The 19,740-nt window shown below is 62.6% G+C and carries 18 protein-coding genes; 17 read left to right on the forward strand and 1 reads right to left on the reverse strand.

The features are described from left to right. Positions 1-696: 696 nt before the first annotated feature. The 10 genes from AC1ROT_RS18795 (at position 697) to AC1ROT_RS18840 (ending at position 12,010) form a co-directional block, all read left to right on the forward strand. Positions 697-1,506 carry an ABC transporter ATP-binding protein gene (locus AC1ROT_RS18795; RefSeq protein ID WP_492971018.1) on the forward strand — a complete coding sequence of 270 codons (810 nt, stop codon included), beginning with the start codon at positions 697-699 and terminating at the stop codon, positions 1,504-1,506. Further along, positions 1,503-3,416: an AMP-dependent synthetase/ligase gene (locus AC1ROT_RS18800; protein WP_493000851.1), complete on the forward strand. Its 1,914-nt coding sequence runs from the start codon at positions 1,503-1,505 to the stop codon at positions 3,414-3,416. Before AC1ROT_RS18795 ends, AC1ROT_RS18800 begins: the two co-directional genes overlap by 4 nt. Continuing rightward, entirely contained in the window at positions 3,416-4,303 is an 888-nt protein-coding gene (locus AC1ROT_RS18805; RefSeq protein WP_492971016.1) for a branched-chain amino acid ABC transporter permease, read from the forward strand. The genes AC1ROT_RS18800 and AC1ROT_RS18805 overlap by 1 nt, the downstream gene beginning before the upstream one ends. Further along, positions 4,303-5,376 (forward strand): branched-chain amino acid ABC transporter permease, encoded by a 1,074-nt coding sequence (locus tag AC1ROT_RS18810; RefSeq protein WP_492971015.1) that lies wholly within the window; start codon positions 4,303-4,305, stop codon positions 5,374-5,376. Before AC1ROT_RS18805 ends, AC1ROT_RS18810 begins: the two co-directional genes overlap by 1 nt. A gap of 40 nt (positions 5,377-5,416) precedes the next feature. Further along, entirely contained in the window at positions 5,417-6,679 is a 1,263-nt protein-coding gene (locus AC1ROT_RS18815) for an ABC transporter substrate-binding protein (protein ID WP_492971014.1), read from the forward strand. 70 nt (positions 6,680-6,749) lie between these two features. Continuing rightward, positions 6,750-7,541: an ABC transporter ATP-binding protein gene (locus AC1ROT_RS18820; protein WP_492971013.1), complete on the forward strand. Its 792-nt coding sequence runs from the start codon at positions 6,750-6,752 to the stop codon at positions 7,539-7,541. Positions 7,542-7,613: 72 nt separating this feature from the next. Then, positions 7,614-9,089: an acetyl-CoA carboxylase biotin carboxylase subunit gene (locus tag AC1ROT_RS18825; protein ID WP_493000853.1), complete on the forward strand. Its 1,476-nt coding sequence runs from the start codon at positions 7,614-7,616 to the stop codon at positions 9,087-9,089. A gap of 8 nt (positions 9,090-9,097) precedes the next feature. After that, positions 9,098-9,607 carry an acyl-CoA carboxylase biotin carboxyl carrier protein subunit gene (locus AC1ROT_RS18830; protein ID WP_493000854.1) on the forward strand — a complete coding sequence of 170 codons (510 nt, stop codon included), beginning with the start codon at positions 9,098-9,100 and terminating at the stop codon, positions 9,605-9,607. A gap of 3 nt (positions 9,608-9,610) precedes the next feature. Then, positions 9,611-11,218 (forward strand): acyl-CoA carboxylase subunit beta, encoded by a 1,608-nt coding sequence (locus AC1ROT_RS18835; protein ID WP_493000856.1) that lies wholly within the window; start codon positions 9,611-9,613, stop codon positions 11,216-11,218. Positions 11,219-11,230: 12 nt separating this feature from the next. Next, positions 11,231-12,010 carry an enoyl-CoA hydratase/isomerase family protein gene (locus AC1ROT_RS18840; protein ID WP_493000858.1) on the forward strand — a complete coding sequence of 260 codons (780 nt, stop codon included), beginning with the start codon at positions 11,231-11,233 and terminating at the stop codon, positions 12,008-12,010. On the opposite strand, the gene AC1ROT_RS18845 is transcribed toward AC1ROT_RS18840, so the two are convergent. Next, entirely contained in the window at positions 12,007-12,666 is a 660-nt protein-coding gene (locus AC1ROT_RS18845; RefSeq protein WP_492971008.1) for a TetR/AcrR family transcriptional regulator, read from the reverse strand. The genes AC1ROT_RS18840 and AC1ROT_RS18845 overlap by 4 nt on opposite strands. 131 nt (positions 12,667-12,797) lie before the next feature. Between AC1ROT_RS18845 and AC1ROT_RS18850 the strand changes: the two genes are divergently transcribed. The 7 genes from AC1ROT_RS18850 (at position 12,798) to AC1ROT_RS18880 (ending at position 19,740) form a co-directional block, all read left to right on the forward strand. Continuing rightward, the gene (locus tag AC1ROT_RS18850; protein ID WP_493000860.1) at positions 12,798-13,574 is read left to right on the forward strand and encodes an enoyl-CoA hydratase-related protein; all 777 of its coding nucleotides are present in this window, start codon (positions 12,798-12,800) and stop codon (positions 13,572-13,574) included. Positions 13,575-13,595: 21 nt separating this feature from the next. After that, entirely contained in the window at positions 13,596-14,783 is a 1,188-nt protein-coding gene (locus tag AC1ROT_RS18855; RefSeq protein WP_493000862.1) for an acyl-CoA dehydrogenase family protein, read from the forward strand. 5 nt (positions 14,784-14,788) lie between these two features. Next, positions 14,789-15,673, forward strand: a complete 885-nt coding sequence (locus AC1ROT_RS18860) for an SDR family oxidoreductase (RefSeq protein ID WP_492971005.1) — start codon at positions 14,789-14,791, stop codon at positions 15,671-15,673. A gap of 218 nt (positions 15,674-15,891) precedes the next feature. Beyond that, positions 15,892-17,034: an ABC transporter substrate-binding protein gene (locus AC1ROT_RS18865; RefSeq protein ID WP_493000864.1), complete on the forward strand. Its 1,143-nt coding sequence runs from the start codon at positions 15,892-15,894 to the stop codon at positions 17,032-17,034. A 95-nt stretch (positions 17,035-17,129) separates the two neighbouring features. Next, the gene (locus tag AC1ROT_RS18870) at positions 17,130-18,008 is read left to right on the forward strand and encodes a branched-chain amino acid ABC transporter permease (RefSeq protein ID WP_493000865.1); all 879 of its coding nucleotides are present in this window, start codon (positions 17,130-17,132) and stop codon (positions 18,006-18,008) included. Further along, on the forward strand, positions 18,005-19,000 hold the full coding sequence (locus AC1ROT_RS18875; protein WP_493000867.1) for a branched-chain amino acid ABC transporter permease: 996 nt from the start codon (positions 18,005-18,007) through the stop codon (positions 18,998-19,000). The genes AC1ROT_RS18870 and AC1ROT_RS18875 overlap by 4 nt, the downstream gene beginning before the upstream one ends. After that, complete coding sequence (locus tag AC1ROT_RS18880; protein WP_493000869.1) at positions 18,997-19,740, forward strand: ABC transporter ATP-binding protein; 744 nt, start codon at positions 18,997-18,999, stop codon at positions 19,738-19,740. The genes AC1ROT_RS18875 and AC1ROT_RS18880 overlap by 4 nt, the downstream gene beginning before the upstream one ends.

Raw genomic sequence — 19,740 nt, forward strand, 5'->3', positions numbered from 1 at the left:
GTTCCTCGCCCCATTAATTCTAATGGCCGATCAATGGCTTAACCATTGGTCGGCCATTTTCGTTCGGCGGGCATTCGCGCTTCTGCTGGCTGCCCGGCCTGCCACGGTCCCCCAAACCCGTTCAACCGGTTCGGCTGCACTCTGTCCGGGCAACCGGGAGTTGCCAATGAACGGTCAGATGATCGGCTCCCCGGATTCCAGAAAATATGCCGTGCCGGAGAAGGTCGGGGCAGTGCGGGAGACTGTCCGCAACAGCTGCGGCCATCCTGTCGATTTTCCATGTCGGCGAGACTGGTTCAGCCGCTGTGCTGGAAATGGCGGATCACCGAATGCGCAGTCCACAGAGAAACAGTGGCAGCTGTGGTAACGCCAGGCCGATGAGCATTGGCTGGTAGATATCTGTTTCCTCAAGCGATCATCCTTGCAGGCCCAATGAGCGACTGACTGCTCATCGCTCCTTATTCTTTGTGCGTTTGATTTTCGACAAGCTGAGACAGTGCGCTGCAGCACGGTCAGGCTTTGCAATTCTAAAACAAACCCGACACTGAAATGGTGATTGACTCCTCTTAATGAACCGCATTCAATAAGAACCAGCTTGTGACACAAAGGCTCGCAGAAGCCGAATAAAACGTGGAGGAAACAAGCGTGATCTCGCCCGGCGCGATGCCCGTGTGGCTATGCGATTCTGTGTGACCTGTGCAGCAACCTGATCCGGATCGGATACTGGACTGCCGTGGGATCGAGCGTTCGTTCGGCGGCCTCAAGGCCCTGAAGGGCATCGATCTTCACGTCGATAAGGGTGAGATATTCGGCCTGGTCGGACCGAACGGTTCGGGCAAGACCACGATGGTCAATGTCATTACCGGTTTCTATCCGCCCAATGCCGGCACTATCCATCTGTTCGGCGAGGACATCACTGGCCGCAAGCCGAATCGGATCGCGCATCAGGGCGTGGCGCGCACCTTCCAGAATCTGGCGTTGTTCCGGGGCATGAGCGTGCTCGACAATATTCTGCTCGGCCGGCATGTGCATATGCAGCCCAGCGCGTTGTCCACGCTGTTTTACTGGGTCTGGGCCGCCCGCAACGAAATCGCGCACCGCCGGGTTGCGGAGGATGTGATCGATTTCATGCAGCTGCAGGATATCCGCGACGAACCGGTCGAGGTCATCCCGATGGGTCTGCAGAAGCGTGTCGAATTGGCGCGCGCCCTGGTAGCGGAACCGCGCTTCCTGATTCTCGACGAGCCGATGGCCGGCATGAACCAGGAAGAGAAGGAGTATATCGCCCGGTTCATCCTGGATGCCCGCGATGAGCGCAATGTCAGCATCCTGCTGATCGAACATCACATGGATGTGGTCACGGCCATCTGCGACCGCATCGTGGTGCTAAGCTATGGCGAGATCATCGCGCAGGGCGAGCCGAAGGCCGCCATCGCCGACCCGAAAGTGATCGCGGCTTATCTGGGCAAACGGGCTGCGGCGCGTGTCATCGAGGAAACACGATGACCACGGCAAATCCGGCTGTGCCCGAGACGCTGGTCGCCGCGCTGGCCCGCAATGCACTCGAACATGGCAATCGCATTGCTTTTCGCGAGCGCGATTTCGGGATCTGGCAGGAAGAGACCTGGAGCGCGGTGCGCGACCGTGTTCTGGCGCTCGCCGCCGGGTTCGAGATGCTGGGGGTGGCACCGGGCCATGCAGTTATCGTGGTCGGCGACAACCGCGCCAATCTTTATTATTCCATGCTGGCCGCCAATGTGCTGCGGGCCTTTCCCGCGCCGATCTTCCCGGATGTGCCGGTCGATGAGTTGGAAACTTACACCCGCTTCGGCGATCCGGCCCTCGCGGTAGCTGAGGATCAGGAGCAGGTCGACAAGCTTCTGGGACTACGCGAACGGTCCGGCCGGCCGCGCGTCATCCTGTTCGACGATCCGCGCGGTCTGGGGCAAGACCGGCCGGAAGGCGTGCTGTCGCTGGCCGAAGTGGAAGCCCAGGGTCGGGAGCGCCTGAAAGCCGAGAGCGGACTGGCGGCTGATCTGCTGGCACGCAGCAGGCCGGATGATATCGCCGTGCTGCTGTATTCTTCCGGTACCACGGGCCTGCCCAAAGGCATTCCGTTGCGGCACAGCAATGTTGTGGGCGGCATTCGCAATGCCGAGCTGGGCGATTATTTCCGCCAGCATGAAGAGCTGTTCGCCTATCTGCCGACCGCCTGGGTTGGCGATTTTGTGTTCACGCTCGGCGCCGGCCTGCTGCTGGTTGCCACCATCAATATCCCCGAGCGCCAGGAAACCGTATTGCAGGATCTGCGCGCCATCGCACCGACCTTCTATCTCGCGGCGCCACGGGCCTGGGACAACATGCTGACCCGCATCCAGGTTGGCATGGCGGATTCGACGCCGCTGAAGCGCCGGCTGTTCGATTTCTTCATGCCGCGCGCTATCGAGCTGGAGCGCCGCCGGCTCGCCGGCCAGGATCCCAGCCTGGGCGAGCGTGTGCTGCACCTGTTCGGCGAGGCCTTGGTCTATGGTCCGATCAAGGATCTGCTGGGGCTGTCGCGTGCCGAACGGGCCTTCACCGGCGGCGAGGCGATGGGGGAGGATACCTTCCTGTTCTTCCGCGCCCTGGGCATTAAGCTGAAGCAGTTCTACGGCCAGACCGAAACATCGGCCCTGTCGGCGGCGCAAAGCGAAGGGCAGGTCAAGCTCAACAGCGTCGGGCGCCCGATGCCCAATGTCGATATCCGGATCGATGACAGCGGCGAAATCCTGATCCGCTCGGCCTCGGTTATCCAGGGGTATTTCGATGATGCCGAAGCCACCGCAAAGGCGCTGGAGGGTGGCTGGCTGCATACCGGTGATGCCGGATACCTGGATGACGACGGCCATCTGGTGGTGCTGGGCCGTGTCAGCGAGGTGGTGCGCACCGCTGCCGGCGAACGTTACATTCCCAATTACATCGAGAACCGCATCAAGTTCAGCCCCTATGTGCGCAATGTCGCCGTTGTCGGCAGCGGGCGTGCCGACCTGACGGCCATCGTCTGTATCGATATGGAAGCGACAGGGCACTGGGCACAACGGCGCGCGATCGCCTATTCATCCTATGCCGACCTGTCACAGCATGATGATGTTTACAATCTCGTCGCCGATGTCATCCGGCGGCTGAACGCGATGCAGCCCGAAGGGCTGCGTGTGCGGCGCTTCGTCAATCTGCACAAGGATTTCGACGCGGATGACGGCGAAATTACCCGGACCCGCAAGCTGCGGCGTACCGTCATCGAAAGCCGTTACGACACCCTGATCCGGGCGCTCTATACCGGAACCGGTGAGGTCGCCTTCGACGCCGAGATTACCTACGAGGATGGGACGCGCGGCAAGCTCAGTCGCGTACTGGCGGTTCGGGAGGTGCCGGTCTGATGGATGTTCTGCTGCTTTCGGAACTCGGTATCAACGGTATCTTCGTTGGCCTGATGTACGCCCTCGTCGCGCTCGGGATTGTACTGATCTACAAGACATCGGGGCTGGCCAATCTGGCGCAGGGTGCGCTGGCGATGGCTGGCGGCTACGCTACCTGGGCCATTTCCGGCCCGCTCGGACTGCCGATCTGGCTGGCGATTCCCGTCGCTCTCATCATCATGTTCGGCTTCGGTATGGCGACCGAGCGGCTGGCGCTGCGGCGCATGATCGGCCAGCCGGTCATCATGGCCATCATGCTGACGCTTGGCATCGAGATCATGCTGCGCGGCCTGCTGCCCGGCCTGGCCGGATCTGCGGTCAAGCGGCTCGATATCGGCATTCCCAATGCGCCGATTTTCTTTGGTGAACTACTCCTCAATCGCGCGACGATGATCGGGGGCGGCGTCGCCTTCGTCATGATCCTGCTGTCGCTGTTCCTGTTCAACTCGCGGCTTGGCGTGGTCATGCGGGCGGTGTCCGATGACCAGACGGCATCCTGGGCAGTCGGAATCCGCGTGGAACGCGCGATTGCGATTTCCTGGGGATTGGCTGCGGCCAGCGCCACGGTTGCGGGCGTGATCTGGGGGGCAACACAGGGCGTCGACTGGTCCCTGTCGCTGCTGCTGATCAAGGCGCTGGCCATCGCCATCCTGGGCGGTCTCGATTCCATTCCGGGCGTGCTGATCGCCGGCGTGATTGTCGGTGTTGCGGAAAGCATCGCGACCGGCGTGCTCGATCCGATCGTCGGTGGCGGCACCCGGGACATTGTCGCCTCCGCCATCATCCTGCTGACCCTGCTTCTCAAGCCGCACGGCCTGTTCGGCCGTGAGCATATCGAGAGGATCTGATGTTCTATCGCCGCGCCGGTATCCGTTTTACCCGCTACCGCGATGAGCGGCAGATCTGGCCATTGCCGCTGGACCGGCGATTGATGCTGCTGGTCCTGCTGCTGGCGCTGGCCGCGCCTTATCTGCTGGATCGGCTTTACCTGGTCGGTTACATGCTGCCCTGGATCATCTGGGCCACTGCGGCATTGGGCCTCAACCTGCTGATGGGCACGGCGGGGCAGGTCCATCTGGGCTATGGCGCTGTGATCGGGATGGGCGCCTATGGGTCGGTGCATCTGGTGCGGGCCGGCGCGCCGCTGGAGCTGGCCATGCTGGCCGGCGGGCTGATCAGTGCCGCCGTCGGCATTGTGTTCGGCGCAGCGGCCCTGCGGGTGAAGGGTCTGTATCTGGCGATGGCGACGCTGGCCATGCAGTACATCGTCGATTTCGTCATCTCCCATGTGCCGGCGATCAGCGGTGGCGGACAGGCCACGATCACCGTGCCCGCCGTGCGGTTCTTTGGCATTCCCATCGTCGGCGATACCGCGACCTATTATATGGCGCTGGCCGTCTGCATTCTTGTCACGCTGTTCATGCTGAATGTGCGGCGCACCAGCTTCGGCCGGGCGCTGGCGGCGGTGCGCGAGAAGGATTATGCGGCCGAAGTGATCGGTGTCGACACCTTCCGCTTCAAGCTGCTGGCCTTCTGGGTCAGTTCCTTCATCGGCGGTGTCGTTGGATCGGTCCTGGCCGTCTGCTATCTGCGCAGCATTTCGCCGGACCAGTTTCACATCGAGCTTTCGATCCAGCTGGTGGCCATGGTCATCGTCGGCGGCATGGGTAGCGTGCTGGGCTCGTTCTTCGGGGCCGCCCTGATCCTGTTTGCGCCGATTGTCTTGAACAACGTTATCGGCCTGCTGGCAACGACGATGGACCTGTCGATCAGCACCGATCTGCGTTCGCATGTGCCCATGATGCTTTATGGCGGCCTGATCATCGCCTTCCTGCTCTGGGAACCGCTTGGCCTGGCCAAGATCTACAACAATGCCCGGAATTACTTTCTGGTGTGGCCATTCCGCCATGCCCAACGGTGAGCCAATCAACCGCGTATAACCAGAAGATGGGAGAGAAACTATGCAGATCGATCGTCGCAACCTGATTGCCGGCGCTTCCGCCGCCGCCATTTTGGCCAACCTGCCGGTGAAGATCGCCTTCGGCCAGGACAAGACCATCCGCTTCCTGATGACCCAGGATTTCACCCGCGTTTATACCTTTGTGACCGCGGAATACAGCCAGGGCCAGCGCGACTATATTACGCTGATCAACGAGCGCGGTGGCATCAACGGCTACAAGATCGCGGCCGAAGTCACCGATCATGGCAATGATCTGCCGCGCGCCATCGAGTCCTATGAACGCGCCAAGGGGCAAGGCACGGTGCTGGTCGATCCGCTCTCGACGCCGGTTGCGCGCGCGCTTGTCACCCGCGTTCTGCAGGACAAGGTCAACATGATTACGGCCTTCTCCGGCCGTTCCGATGCCGCCGATGGCTCGGTCTTTCCGTATATCTTCCCGCTGTCGCCCAATTACTGGACGCAGATGGGCCTGCTGATCGACTATTTCCGGCAGACAGACGGCGATTTGAAGGGCAAGAAGATCTGCTTCGTGCATATCGACACGCCGTTTGGCAAAGAACCGCTGCCGATTCTCGAAGCGCTGCGCGACAAGCTCGGCTACGAGTTGCAGACTTTCCCCTACACGCCGCCGGGCAATGACCAGTCGGCGATCTGGCCGCAGGTTCGCCGGGCGCGGCCGGACTGGGTCATCTTCTGGGGTGCTGGCGTCGGCCAGACCGTGGCGCTGACCGAAGCCATCCGCAACGGCATCCGCATGGACCGCCTGTCGTCCAGCGTCTGGGTCTCGGAATCCGACATGGATGTGGTCGGCCGCGACCAGGCCAAGGGCGTGCTCAAGGTCGATCCCTGCGTGCTGGGTCGTGAGGCCAAGCCGATCCAGGAAATCCAGAGGACCGTGATTGCCGCCGGTAAGGGATCGGGACCCGAGAACAAGGTCGGCACGGTTTATTACAGCTATGGTGTCATGATCACGGCCCTGATTGTCGAAGGCGTGCGCAAGGCCTTCGAGAAGAATCCGAACGGGCCGATCACGGGTGAATGGCTGAATGCCGGCCTGCATGGCATCAAGGACTTCACGGCCGACGGCATGATCCCGGCGACCACGATCTCCACGGCGGATCACCAGGGTGGCGGCAAGGGCCGGATCTCCCGTTGGGATGGCGCCAAGTTTGTGCCGGTGACCGACTGGTTCTCTGCCAACCAGGATGTCGTTTGGACAGAAGTGAAGAAATACTCGTCCGAGTTTGCCAAGACGGGCAAGTAACCCCTCGGTCCGGCGCTGCTTCGGTGGTGCCGGGCCGGTCTTTCTGCTGCCGGAGAACAGTCACGCTGCCATGCCGCTTCTCGAGCTGAACAACATCGAGGTCGTCTACGACCAAGTCTTCCTGGCGGTGAAGGGCATTTCCATTGCCGTGCCCGCTGGCGGTCTGGTCGCCTTGCTCGGTGCGAATGGTGCTGGCAAGAGTACGGTCCTGAAGACTATCAGCGGTTTGCTGAAGCCCGAGCGCGGTTCGGTGACCCGCGGCGAGGTGACATTCGAGGGGCGGGATATCCTGCGCCTCGATCCACCCGAGCGGGTTCGCTGCGGCATCGTCCACTGCCTGGAAGGACGACGGGTCTTCGGCCATCTGACGCCAGCCGAGAATCTGATTGCCGCGACCACGATGCACCGTGACCGCGCCCATGTCCGCACCCTGATCGACCAGATGTTCACGCTGTTTCCGCGACTGGCGGAGCGCGCCAAGGCCAAGGCCGGCTATCTTTCCGGCGGCGAGCAACAGATGCTGGCGATTGCCCGCGCTCTGATGACCGAACCGAAGCTGATCATGCTGGACGAGCCCAGCCTGGGCCTCGCGCCGTATCTGGTCGACGAAATTTTTGACATCGTCCGCCGCATCAACACGGAAACGAAGGTTGCAGTTCTGCTGGTCGAGCAGAATGCCGCCGCCGCCCTGGATGTGGCGCAGACGGCCTATCTGATCGAGAACGGACGGGTGGTGATGCATGGCGCGGTGGATGTGCTGAAAGCCAATCCGGATGTGCAGGCGGCCTATCTGGGTGGCGCGCATCGCGTCGATTATCACGCCGTCAAACACTATCGCCGCCGCCGGCGCTGGCTCGCCTGAGATGCCCATGGCTGTTCGCGCAAACGCAGCATCGCATAATGAACTTGGTTCATTAATACCGGAGGCCCTGGCGTGACGACATTCCGGACTGTGCTGGTGGCCAACCGCGGCGAAATCGCCTGTCGCGTAATACGGACAGTGCAGCGATTGGGCCTGCGGGCTGTCGCAGTTTATCACCACGAGGATCGCAACGCGCCCCATGTATCCATGGCGGATACCGCCGTTGAACTGTTCGGCGCGGTCCCGACGGCGGCCTATCTGGATCAGGAACAGATCCTGTCTGTTTGCCGGGCCGAGGCTGTCGATGCCATTCACCCGGGCTATGGCTTCCTGTCGGAGAATGCCGGCTTTGCTGCCCTGGTCGCCAAGGCCGGTTTCACCTTTGTCGGCCCCGATGCTGAAACCATGCTGCTGATGGGCGATAAAATCCGCTCGCGGGACTTTGCCCGCGCACAGGGCGTGCCGGTCGCGCCGAGTATCCAGATCGACGGCACCGGCAATCTGCCCGCCGCTGCCAGCGCCCTCGGCTTTCCGCTGCTGATCAAGGCCTCGGCCGGTGGCGGCGGCAAGGGCATGAAGGTTGTTCGTAACGCCGCCGAACTGGCAGAGGCGGTCCTACTGGCGCGCAGTGAGGCCGAGCGCTATTTCGGCGATCCCCGAATCTACGCCGAACGTCTGATCGAGAAGCCCCGCCATATAGAAGTGCAGGTTCTGGGCGACGGCACCGGCAATGTCCTGCATTTTGGCGAACGCGAATGTTCGTTGCAGCGCCGGTATCAGAAGATCGTCGAGGAGGCGCCGGCGCCGAACCTGTCCGATGACCTGCGCGCACGGATCTGTGCAGCGGGCGTGCAGCTGGCTGCCGCGGCGAAATACCGGAATGCCGGGACCGTCGAGTTCATCCTGGCGTCCGACGGCGATTTCTATTTCCTGGAGATGAACACCCGACTGCAGGTCGAGCATCCGGTGACGGAGTTTGTTTATGGCATCGACCTGGTCGAATTGCAGCTCAAGGTCGCGGCGGGTGAAGGTCTGCCGTTCGCGCAGTCTGAATTGAAGCGTCACGGCCATGCGATCGAATGCCGGTTGTGTGCTGAAGAGCCGGATAAGGATTTCCGTCCCGCCATCGGCCGCATCGGTCTGCTGCGTGCGCCATCGGGCCCGGGTTTGCGGTTCGACAGCGGCATCCGCGAAGGACAGTCGGTCACGCCGGCCTTCGATTCCATGCTGGCCAAGGTCATTGCCCATGGCGAGAATCGCCTGATGGCGGCGACGCGGCTTCAGGCCGCCATGGCAGACATCGCGGTTCTGGGCGTGGCCAACAATGCCGATTATCTGGCGCGCGTGCTGGCGCATCCGGTTTTCCTGGAAGGCCGGCTGCATACGGGCTTCCTGCTGGAGCATGAGCAGGATCTGCGTCAACCGGCTCCCGATCCGGCCCAGATGGCCATCGCCGCTGCCGCCGCGACCCTGGTGCAGGCCGATCTGCAGCCGGCACTGTTCGCGGTGCCGGCGCTGCATGCGGCTATCGGTCACTGGCGGAACTGAGAGGCATCATGCTGACATCTTTCACTGCCGATACTCAGGACCTGCAGGTCACCATAGCGGCCCGGCATCCGGCGCTGGTGTTGCGGGTCAATGGCGCAGACGTCGTGTTGACCCAACTGGACGCTGCCGCCGGCAGTTTCGCGCTGGAGATCGGCAGCACAGTCGTGCGCGGCTGGCGGCTGGTGCAGGGCAACGACACCTGGCTCCGCATCGCCGGCCGTACCTATGTCTTGCATCGCGCTGATCTGCCGGGCGAACGCGGCGCGGGAGCCGCAGCGGCCAACGAAATCCTGGCCGAGATGCCGGGCACCGTGGTGGCTGTGCATATCGAAGCCGGCAGTGACGTGCAGGAGGGGGATCGGCTTCTGACCATCGAAAGCATGAAAATGCAGATGACGATTGCATCACCGCGGGCCGGCCGTATTGCCGCCGTCCATGTGGGCAGCAATGACAGCTTTGATCGCGGCGCGGCCCTGGTCACATTTGCGGCACCGGAACCGGCACGGGAGCAGGGGTAAGCCATGGGGATCATCCGCTCATCGATCCGCACCGGCGACGAAGAATTCCGCCGCCGGTACAGCGCCAACCGTGCGCTGGCGGAGGAACTGCGCAAGATGCAGGCGGCGGCACGCACCGACCGACCCCGGCGCGACATCGACCGCCTGGAAAGCCAGGGTAAGCTGTTGCCCCGGCAGCGTCTGGAACGCCTGCTGGATCCAGCCACGCCGTTTCTGGAATTGTCGACTCTGGCCGGCAATATGGCCTATGACGGCGCATCTCCCGGCGCCAGCAGCATCACCGGCATCGGCATCGTTGCCGGACGCGAAGTGATGATCCATGCCGATGATCCGACGATCAAGGGCGGCGCGTGGTTTCCGCTGACAGTCAAGAAGATCGTACGCTGCCTGGAAATCGCGCTCGAGAACCGGCTGCCCGTCATCCACCTTTGCGATTCCGCCGGCGGCTTTCTGCAGATGCAGTCGGAGGTTTTCCCCGACAAGCATATGGCCGGACGCATCTTCCGCAACCAATCGCTGCTCAGCAAGGCCGGGATCAAGCAACTGGCTCTGGTGTTCGGTCACTGCACGGCCGGGGGTGCCTATATACCGGCGCTCAGCGATTACAATGTCATCGTTCGCGGCACGGGCGCCGTCTTCCTGGCCGGCCCGCCGCTGGTGAAGGCGGCGACGGGCGCCGTTGTCACGGCCGATGACCTCGGCGGCGCCGATCTCCATACCAGGGTTTCCGGCACCTGTGATTATCCGGCCGCCACCGAACTGGAAGCGATCGCCATCGGCCGTGAGATTGTCGCGCAATGGGAGCCCCAGGCGAAAACCTTATTGCCTTCCGCAGCCATCGAACCGCCGCTCTACGATCCAGACGAGCTCTACGGCATCATTCCGGATTCGATAAAAAAAGGCTTCGAGATGCGTGAGGTGATTGCTCGTCTGGTCGATGGCAGTCGCTTCCACGAATACCAGCCGGCCTATGGTACCACCTTAATTTGCGGCTATGCCGATATCTGGGGTTACAAAATCGGCGTTCTGGCCAATAACGGTGTTCTGTTCAATGAAAGCGCATTGAAAGGCGCGCATTTCATCGAACTGTGCAATCAGAACAACACGCCTCTGCTGTTCCTGCAGAATATCACCGGCTACATGGTGGGGCGCGATTACGAGGCTGCTGGCATCACCAAGGATGGCGCCAAGATGATCATGGCGCAGGCCTGCAGCCATGTGCCGAAGTTCACCGTCATGTGCCATGCCTCCTTCGGCGCCGGCAATTACGGCATGTGCGGTCGCGCTTTCGATGCGCGCTTCCTCTTCGCCTGGCCGAATCATCAGATCGGCGTGATGGGCGGCGAGCAGGCCGCGAACACGCTGGTCGATGTCAAACTCCGGCAGCTGGAACGCAACGGCCTGACCGAGACGTCGGCCGATATGCAGGCGCTGCGGGATCAGACGCTGGCAGCCTATCAGGCGCAATTGTCGGCCTATCACTCCACCTCGGAGCTTTGGGATGATGGCCTGCTGGACCCGGTGGATACCCGTAATGCCCTGGGTATCGCCATTTCGGCGGCGATGAATGCGCCATTCGGTACGCCGGGCTACGGCGTGCTGCGGCTGTAACGGGGAGGGAGCATGCACGCAAGCAATCGCCTGCAGACCAGCATCGCCGATGGTATCGCCCGCATTGTCATGACCGGCGCCGACCGCCGCAATGCCATCGACCTCGACTGGTGCCTGGCCTTTGTCGATGCGGTCGATCGCTGCCTGGATGATCGCGGTGCACGCGTCGTCCTGCTGGAAGCGCAGGGGAATTTCTTCAGTGTCGGCGGCGATATCGATGACTTTATCGCCCATCGTGCCGATCTGAAGGCACATGTCCTGAAGATGGCGACGCTGTTCCATGACGGCATTCTGAAGCTGCATCACGGCCCACTGCCGACGATTGCCGCGGTGCGCGGAATCGCCGCCGGCGGTGGTTTCAGCCTGGCGCTCAGCACCGACATGATTCTGGCGTCGCGTTCGGCCCGGTTCACCAGCGCCTACAGCGCTTCCGGTCTGTCGCCCGATGGCGGCCTCTCCTATTTCCTGCCACGTGCGGTTGGCATGCGCCGCGCGTTTGAAATCATGGCCTTGAATCCGGCGCTGGATGCCGAAACGGCGGTGGGGCTGGGCATTGTTGCCCGGATATATGAGGACGCCATCTTCCCGGCCGAGGTGGAGAACGTTGTGCGCGGTCTGGCGGCCATGTCGCCGGCCGCTCTGGCGGCGCTCAAGGCACTTCTGGCTGCCAGTCCGTCAGCCAGTGCGCAGCAGCAACTTGCCATGGAAGCCGAACAGGTATCGACACTGGCGGCGACGCCGCAGACGATGGCACTTCTGGATGCGTTTATCGCGAAGCGGCGGAGCCGTTAGCGTGCACGCGCCCGTTTTTTTGCGACTGGACTGGTGTTGGACAGCTCTGCGGTCAGTCCCTGGCAGACGAGGCTCGTGATGGTGTCTGCCATATTCTCGATATCGAACTCACGCTCACCGCGCAGGAAGGCCCAGGTGTGATGCTCGATGCAGCCGAAGATCAGGTCGCGCACCAGCGCCGGAGAGACATCGCTGCGGAACTCCCCCGAGGCAATACCGGCGCGTGCGATATCCAGTACGCGCGTGGTGTAGCGGCGGTTCAGGGCGAAGATCTGGGTCTGGCGATAGGCGGCATCGGGCCGGAACTCGGTAAACACCAGACGGCTCAGGCCGGGTTCTTCATGCAGCACCTTCAGGTGATGCCAGATCGCATGACGCAGGCGGTTCCGGGTGCCCTGGACGGCGGCAAGATGCTCTTCGTCCTCGGCGATCATGCCGCTGTACCACTCTTCGATGACGCGGATCAGAAGTTCGCGCTTGTTGGTGAAATAGCGGTAGATCGAGCCTTCAACGATACCGGCACGCTCGGCGATCTCGGAGATCGAGGCGTTTTCATATCCGCGCAGGCGAAACACGATGCGGGCCGCAGCCAGAATATCGGCTTCACGCCGTTCGCGCGGCAGACGACTTGCTCGTCGTTTTTTCGGCTTCGCCATACGCGCCTGCTCATGCGGTGTCGTGGGGTCGTTCATAATGAATATAATTCATTTGGCATGCGGGAGGAAGTGGGCCGTCATCAATGTGCCGATGGCGGCGGCAGCTTCCCGGCGGAAGAAGGAGCGGGGCGATGAGCGTCAGTCTCAGGGCATCGGGCGCGGTGCAGCATATCGTGATCGATCGGCCGGAGCGCCGGAATGCCATCAATGCGGCCGTGGCGACCGGCATCGCCGATGGCATTCGCGCCGCCCAGGCCAATCCGGATATCCGGGTCATCGTGCTGACCGGGGCGGGTGACAAGGCCTTCTGTGCCGGTGGCGATCTGGCACCGACTGCCGATGGTGCGCCCTTCACGGTCGACCCTGCGAATCCGCGAAACTACATCGTCGATTTGTTCAAGCTGATGGAAGACTGCGACCTGCCGATCATTGCGCGGGTCAATGGCCATGCCCTGGCGGGCGGTTTTGGCCTGGTCTGCGCCTGCGACATGGCGATCGCTGCCGATACGGCCACGTTCGGCACGCCGGAAAGCAAGATCGGCCTCTTTCCCATGATGATCATGCCATACATGCTGCGGGTCATGCCGTTGCGCCGCTTCATGGAGCTGTGCATGACCGGCGAGGCGATCCCGGCGCAGCGCGCCATGGACTGGGGCATCGTCAACGAGGTGGTGCCGGCCGCCGACCTAGATGCGCGCATCGAGGCACTGACGACGCTGCTGGCGGCGCGGTCGCCGACCGCCATACGGCTCGGCAAGCAGGGGTTTCATGCCATGCGCGACATGGCGGTGCGGCAGGCGCTGGAATATGCCCAGCTGATGCTGCCGGCGATGGCGCGCAGTGAAGACGCAAAAGAAGGCATGCGCGCTTTCCAGGAAAAACGTCCGCCGAATTTTACCGGTCAATAAAAAGTCTTTGAGGAGGAACCCATGGCAGTTGCAGAAGCGGATTCGCAGTTCTCGCTCACCGCCGATCAGCGCGGCATCCTGGATGCGGCCGATCGCTATGCGAAGCAGGAACTGTATCCATTGGCGGCGCGCATGGACAACGAGGAATGGTGGCCGCAGGACGCCTTCCCGAAACTGGGCAAGGCAGGTTATTTCGGCATCACCGTCGATCCGGCATTCGGCGGTGTCGGCTCCGATCTGATGACCAGCGGCCTGATCCTGCAGGCCTTCTCGCGCTGGAACCATGCCTTGGCCCTGAGCTGGGTCGCGCATGAGAATCTCTGTCTCAACAATATTTTCCGCAATGCCAATGATGAGCAGCGCACGAAATACCTGCCGGGCCTGTGCGATGGCAGCAAGACGGGCGCGCTTGGCCTGACGGAACCGGGCGCCGGTTCGGATGCGCTGGGCTCCATGCGGACCACGGCGCGGCGCGATGGCGATGATTACCTGCTCAATGGCACCAAGATTTACATCACCAACGGACCGGTGGCCGATGTGTTGCTGGTCTATGCCAAATCCAATCCCGCCGACGGCGCGAAAGGCATCTCGGCCTTCATCGTCGAGAAGGATTTCCCCGGCTTCAAGGTGGCGCAGAAGCTGACCAAGATGGGCTTCCGTGGCAGCCAGACAGCGGAACTGGTTTTTGACGATTGCCGTGTGCCGGCTGCCAATGTGGTGGGTGGTGAAAATCGTGGCGTCTCTGTGGTGATGAGCGGGCTGGATCTGGAGCGTGCGATGATCGCACCGATCTGCCTCGGCATTTCCGAGCGCGCGCTGGCGCTGAGCATCGAATACGCGCGCACCCGCAAGCAGTTCGGCCGCCCGATTGCCGATTTCCAGATGATCCAGTCCCGTATCGCCGACATGTATGTGATGGTGGAAACCATGCGGGTCTTCACCTATCGCGTGCTGGCCGAGGCCAACGACCTGGAAGTTGGCGGTGGCGGCCGGGGCAGCATTCATGCCCTGACGGCAGCATCGGTGATGTATGCGGCCGATACGATGAACAAGGTGCTCGACAATGCCGTGCAGATTCATGGCGGCAGCGGCTATATCTGGGAGTCTGAAATCAACCGCCTGTTCCGCGCCACCAAGCTGCTGGAAATCGGCGCGGGCACAACCGAGGTCCGCAAGATGATCATCAGCGGCGAAATTCTGAAGAGCTGACCATCATGAGCGAACAACCCCTGGAGCTGTCGGATGCCATGCTGGCAGACCACCCGACCAATCTTGCTGCCGGTTCCCTGGCCGGCCTGACGGTACTGGTGGCCGGCGGTGGTGGCGGGATCGGGCGCGCCACGGCCTGGCTGGCGGCGCGGCTGGGGGCGCGGATTGTTATCGCTGGCCGCAAACTGGAGCGGTTGCAACCCGTTGCCGATGCCATGGCGGCGCGCAGGCTCGACTGCATCGCCCTGCCGGTCGATGTTCGTCAGCGCGATGCCGTCGAAGGTCTGTATGATGCCATGCAGGGGGCCTGGGGTAGTCCGCCGGATATCGTGGTCAATTCCGCCGGCGGCCAGTTTCCGCAGGCGGCGATCGACTACAGCGAGAAGGGGTGGCGGGCCGTTATTGACACCAATCTGAACGGGGCGTTCAACCTGATGCAGGTCTCTGCGCGCCGGTGGCGCGATGCCGGCCGTTCCGGCAGCATCGTCAATGTGGTGGTTTCCCCGCGCGGCCTGCATAATGTGGCGCATAGCTGCGCGGCACGCGCCGGCGTCATCGCTTTCAGCGAAGCGGTGGCGGTGGAGTGGGGACCATTGGGCATCCGCGTGAATTGCATCGCACCCGGCGCAATCCGCTCCGAGGGCTGGAATGTCTATGCGCCTGAGGTGCGGGCGCGCTATGAGAATGGCAATCCCCTGCGTCAGGCGGGCAATCCCTGGCAGATCGCCGAAGCGATCCTGTTTGCCGGTGGGCCGGCGGGCGCCTTCATCTCCGGCGAGACGATCGAGATCACCGGGGCGGGTCATCTCTGGGGCGAAGTCTGGACCACCGACAAGCCGGACTGGTTTGTCGAAGCCTCGCGATCGCTGGAACCGCGCAAGCCGTCCTGACGACAGGCAGAGCGACGCAGGCCCTGCGTGCGTTTGAAGTCTGCGGGCCATTATGATCCCCGGCACCGCGGACGGCGCAGCCGGGCGACTGCAAAAAATAGCCCCAGGTTTGCATACTGGAATACCTTGGTAATTGACGTTAACTTCCGCTCGTTTCACAGTAGCGCCCTGCTGCGGTCGGCTCGCCGGGTCTCAGCCAACAAAACGAGGAGGAAACGATGCTCAATCCGAAACTGGTCGGAGCGCTGGTCGCTGCCGGTCTGCTGGCCGGCACGCCGGCCTATGCGCAGAACACCATTGTGCTGCCCAATATCATCGAACTGTCCGGTGGCGGCGCCACTGTCGGCACGAACTGGAAAAACGGCGTCGATATGGCGATTGCTGAGGTGAATGCCGCCGGCGGCATCCTGGGCAAGAAGGTGGAAGCCCTGATCGTCGACACCCAGACCAATCCCGGTGTCGCGCGTGCCGCTATCCAGAAGGCGCTGGACGACAAGCCGCTGGTCATCTTCGGCCCGATCTATTCCGGCTCGGTGAAGGCCACCATGCAGCTGACGGCCGATGCCGAAGTGGCGCAGATCATGGGCGGCGAGGCCGGCGATCTGACGGCGCAGGGCTCGAAATACATCTTCCGCACCTCGTTCGGCCAGAATGTCTCGATGCCGAAGCTGGCCAATTATCTGCGCGATGGTGAAAAGGCCAAGTCGGTCGCCGTCGTCTATGTGAACAACGATTTCGGTAAGGGCGGCCGCGACGCCATCATCAAGGAACTGGGTATCCGCAATATCAAGGTGGCGGCCGATGTTTCGACCGAAGCCGGCCAGGCCGACTTCGCCGCCGATGTCATCAAGCTCAAGAGTGCCAATGCCGACGCAGTCTTTATCTATCTGAATGAAGAAGAAAGCGCCCGGTTCCTGCTCGAAGCCAAGAAGCAGAATCTGAACAAGCCGATGATCGGCGAAACCACCCTGCTGGGCCAGAAGGTCATCGATCTGGCCGGTGACGCCGCCAACGGCGTGAAGGGTCATGTCGGCCTCACCGTCGATGCCCCGATCCCGGCCGTGCAGGAATTCGGCAGGAAGTTCGAAGCCAAGTACAAGTACAAGCCCGATCACAACGGCATGAAGGGCTATATCGCCGTCTTCATGGTGAAGGCTGCCGCCGAGAAGGCCGGCAAGCTGGACGCCAAGGCGATTGCCGCGGCCCTGCATGGCCTGACCATCACGCCGGACAAGACCCCGGGCATCCTGATGGAAGGCACCTGGGATGCGACGGGCGAGATCGACCGCATCAGCTTCCTAGCGGAAGTGAAGGGCGGCAAGCAGGTCATCACCCAGACCCTGCCGAAGCTGAAGCCGTAATCGCGACGATCCGGCCGGTGGCTTTGCCGCCGGCCGGACGCGGCTCCGATGCTGCGGCCCGCGGCCAGGCTGCGACACCAACAGGGATACAGGCCATGACGGACTTACTTCAGCTGGTGATCGCCGGCCTTGCTACCGGTGCGATTTACGCCCTGGCGGCCATCGGCTTCACCCTGCTCTGGCAGACCTCGCAGACCATCAACTTTGCCCAGGGCGAGTTCGTCATGCTGCCGGCTTTTTTCGCGCTGGCCGCCATGAAGTGGTTCGGCTTTCCGTTCTGGGCCGCAAGTCTGACCGCCATCCTGGTTGCGGTGTTGCTGCTGGGCGTGGTGTTCAAGATCGTGGTGGTCGATCCCATGCTGAAACAGGGCGTGTTGCCGCTGGTGATTTCCACCATCGCGCTGGGCATCCTGCTGAAGGAAGGCGCCAAGGATGTCTACAGCGCCGAAGCGCAGCCCTTTCCCTATATCTTCCCGGATGCGCTGATCGATCTGTTCGGCATCCGTCTGTCGCTGTCGCAGATCGGCGTGCTGGTCATCGCCCTGGGTGTCATCGTCGCCCTGCAGTGGTTTCTTGGCCGCACCCGGACCGGCCGGCAGATGCAGGCCACGGCGCAGAATCCCGCGGTCGCCCGCATCCTCGGCGTGCCGGTCGAGCGCATGATTATGTACACCTTCCTGATCAATGCCGGCCTGGCCGCCATGGCGTCGCTGCTGATCTCGCCGATCTATCTGGTGAAATTCTCCAACGGCGAGCATCTGGGGCTCGCGGCTTTCGTGGCCGCCATCGTCGGCGGTTTCAACCAGGTGCGTGGGGCCATTGCCGGTGGCCTGCTGGTCGGCGTTGTCGACAATCTGGCCGCCGCCTATGTCTCCACCGGATATCGCCAGGCCGTACCGCTGGTGCTGCTGGTCCTCTTCATCCTGTTCCGGCCGCAGGGCCTGCTGGGCCGCAAAGAGGAGCGGGCGGTATGAGCGCGTCCTCCCGCTGGCTGCTGCCGCTGCTCGTTCTGCTTGGCGTTGTCCTGATCCTGGCTCCGGTCGACCTCACCGGCCTGGGGCTGCCTTATCTGGGACTGAAGCGCTACGGCACCTACATCATGACGCTGTGGCTGGTGACGGCGATTGCCGCCATGGGGGTCAACCTGATCGTCGGCTATGCCGGTCAGGAAACCCTGGCGCAGGCAGCCTTCCTCGGCATTGGCGCCTATACCACTGCGCTGCTGACCAAGGCGGGCATGCCCTTCGGCTTCGCCTTCCTGCTTTCGGGCGCCGCGGCTTTCGTGATCGGCATTGTTCTCGGCGTGCCGGCACTGCGCGTGCAGAAACATTATCTGGCCTTTGTGACCCTGGCCTTCGCCGTGCTGGCCTGGCTGGTCTTCCGCAATGAACAATGGCTGACCGGCGGCGTGATGGGCCTGTCGGATATCAAACGCCCGAGCCTGTTCGGCATCAGCATGCGGCCCTATCTCTATTTTTACTGGTTCGTGCTGGGCGTGACGGCGCTGCTGACCTTTGCGCTCTGGTGGATCATCCGTTCGCCCTGGGGCCGCGCCTTCACGGCACTGCGCGAGAACCCGATCCGCGCGGAAAGCCTGGGCGTCGATGTGCGGCTCTATACGCTGCTCGCCTTCGCCATCGGCTCGGCCTATGGCGGCTTTGCCGGGGCGCTCTATGCCCCGCTGGTGGAATTCATCGATCCCAATCCCTTTGCGCTCGGGCCGTCTTTCCTGTTCCTGCTGATGGTGGTGGTCGGTGGCGCCGGGTCCTTCGTCGGCCCGTTCATCGGGGCGGCCGTTGCCGTTCTGCTGCCGGAATGGCTGCGCTTCGCACAGGGCTACTACCTGCTGATCTATGCCGTTCTGGTCATGCTGATGATGACCTTTTCGCCGGGCGGCATCGTCGGCCTCTATACGCGGCTGGTCGCGGCCCTGCGCCGTCAGGCCGCCGTGAAGGCGGTGTCATGAATGCGGTGCTGGAAGTCCGCGACCTGTCGAAGTCCTTCGGCGGCCTGCAGGCCGTGCAGGATGTGTCCTTCGATGTGCATGAGGGCGAAATCCTCGGCATCATCGGGCCGAATGGCTCGGGCAAGTCGACGCTGTTCAACTGCATCCTCGGCCAGCTGGTGCCCAGCAAGGGCGAAGTCACGGTCGATGGTGAAAAGGTCACGGGGCTGCGACCCTCCGAACTCAATCGCCGCGGCATCAGCCGCACCTTCCAGCTGCTGCAGGTCTTCCCGCAGCTGACCGTGCGCGAGAACCTGATCCTGGCCGGGCAGGAGCATCGCCAGTCTCGCCTGCGCCGCCTGTTCGGTCCGCGCGATGCGGGACTGACACCGGATGCCGACCGGATGATCGACTTTTTCCGCCTCGGCCATCTGGCCGATGAGAAAGCCGGCGGCCTGTCCTACGGCCAGCAGAAACTGCTGGATGCGGCCATGGCCTTCATGGCCGGCCCGCGTCTGGTGCTGCTCGACGAACCGGCTGGCGGCGTCAATCTCACCATGCTGGCCAGCCTGAAAGAGCGGCTGCAGGCGATCAACCGCGAAAGCAATGCCACCTTCGTCGTTATCGAGCACAATATGGAATTTGTCATGTCGCTCTGCACCCGCATCCTGGTGCTGGCCGAGGGCAGGATCATCGCCGAAGGGCCGCCGGATGCGATCCGTCGCGACCCCAGGGTGATCGAAGCCTATCTGGGGCACTGA

The organism is Ferrovibrio sp. GW821-FHT12E11 (assembly GCF_058806975.1).

What these genes read in the sequence shown, in the direction of transcription:
- AC1ROT_RS18800 (WP_493000851.1), top strand. Translation starts at nt 1,503, where the DNA reads ATGACCACGGCAAATCCGGCTGTGCCCGAGACGCTGGTCGCCGCGCTG.
- AC1ROT_RS18805 (WP_492971016.1), top strand. Translation starts at nt 3,416, where the DNA reads ATGGATGTTCTGCTGCTTTCGGAACTCGGTATCAACGGTATCTTCGTT.
- AC1ROT_RS18810 (WP_492971015.1), top strand. Translation starts at nt 4,303, where the DNA reads ATGTTCTATCGCCGCGCCGGTATCCGTTTTACCCGCTACCGCGATGAG.
- AC1ROT_RS18815 (WP_492971014.1), top strand. Translation starts at nt 5,417, where the DNA reads ATGCAGATCGATCGTCGCAACCTGATTGCCGGCGCTTCCGCCGCCGCC.
- AC1ROT_RS18820 (WP_492971013.1), top strand. Translation starts at nt 6,750, where the DNA reads ATGCCGCTTCTCGAGCTGAACAACATCGAGGTCGTCTACGACCAAGTC.
- AC1ROT_RS18830 (WP_493000854.1), top strand. Translation starts at nt 9,098, where the DNA reads ATGCTGACATCTTTCACTGCCGATACTCAGGACCTGCAGGTCACCATA.
- AC1ROT_RS18835 (WP_493000856.1), top strand. Translation starts at nt 9,611, where the DNA reads ATGGGGATCATCCGCTCATCGATCCGCACCGGCGACGAAGAATTCCGC.
- AC1ROT_RS18840 (WP_493000858.1), top strand. Translation starts at nt 11,231, where the DNA reads ATGCACGCAAGCAATCGCCTGCAGACCAGCATCGCCGATGGTATCGCC.
- AC1ROT_RS18845 (WP_492971008.1), bottom strand. Translation starts at nt 12,666, where the DNA reads ATGGCGAAGCCGAAAAAACGACGAGCAAGTCGTCTGCCGCGCGAACGG.
- AC1ROT_RS18850 (WP_493000860.1), top strand. Translation starts at nt 12,798, where the DNA reads ATGAGCGTCAGTCTCAGGGCATCGGGCGCGGTGCAGCATATCGTGATC.
- AC1ROT_RS18855 (WP_493000862.1), top strand. Translation starts at nt 13,596, where the DNA reads ATGGCAGTTGCAGAAGCGGATTCGCAGTTCTCGCTCACCGCCGATCAG.
- AC1ROT_RS18860 (WP_492971005.1), top strand. Translation starts at nt 14,789, where the DNA reads ATGAGCGAACAACCCCTGGAGCTGTCGGATGCCATGCTGGCAGACCAC.
- AC1ROT_RS18865 (WP_493000864.1), top strand. Translation starts at nt 15,892, where the DNA reads ATGCTCAATCCGAAACTGGTCGGAGCGCTGGTCGCTGCCGGTCTGCTG.
- AC1ROT_RS18870 (WP_493000865.1), top strand. Translation starts at nt 17,130, where the DNA reads ATGACGGACTTACTTCAGCTGGTGATCGCCGGCCTTGCTACCGGTGCG.
- AC1ROT_RS18875 (WP_493000867.1), top strand. Translation starts at nt 18,005, where the DNA reads ATGAGCGCGTCCTCCCGCTGGCTGCTGCCGCTGCTCGTTCTGCTTGGC.
- AC1ROT_RS18880 (WP_493000869.1), top strand. Translation starts at nt 18,997, where the DNA reads ATGAATGCGGTGCTGGAAGTCCGCGACCTGTCGAAGTCCTTCGGCGGC.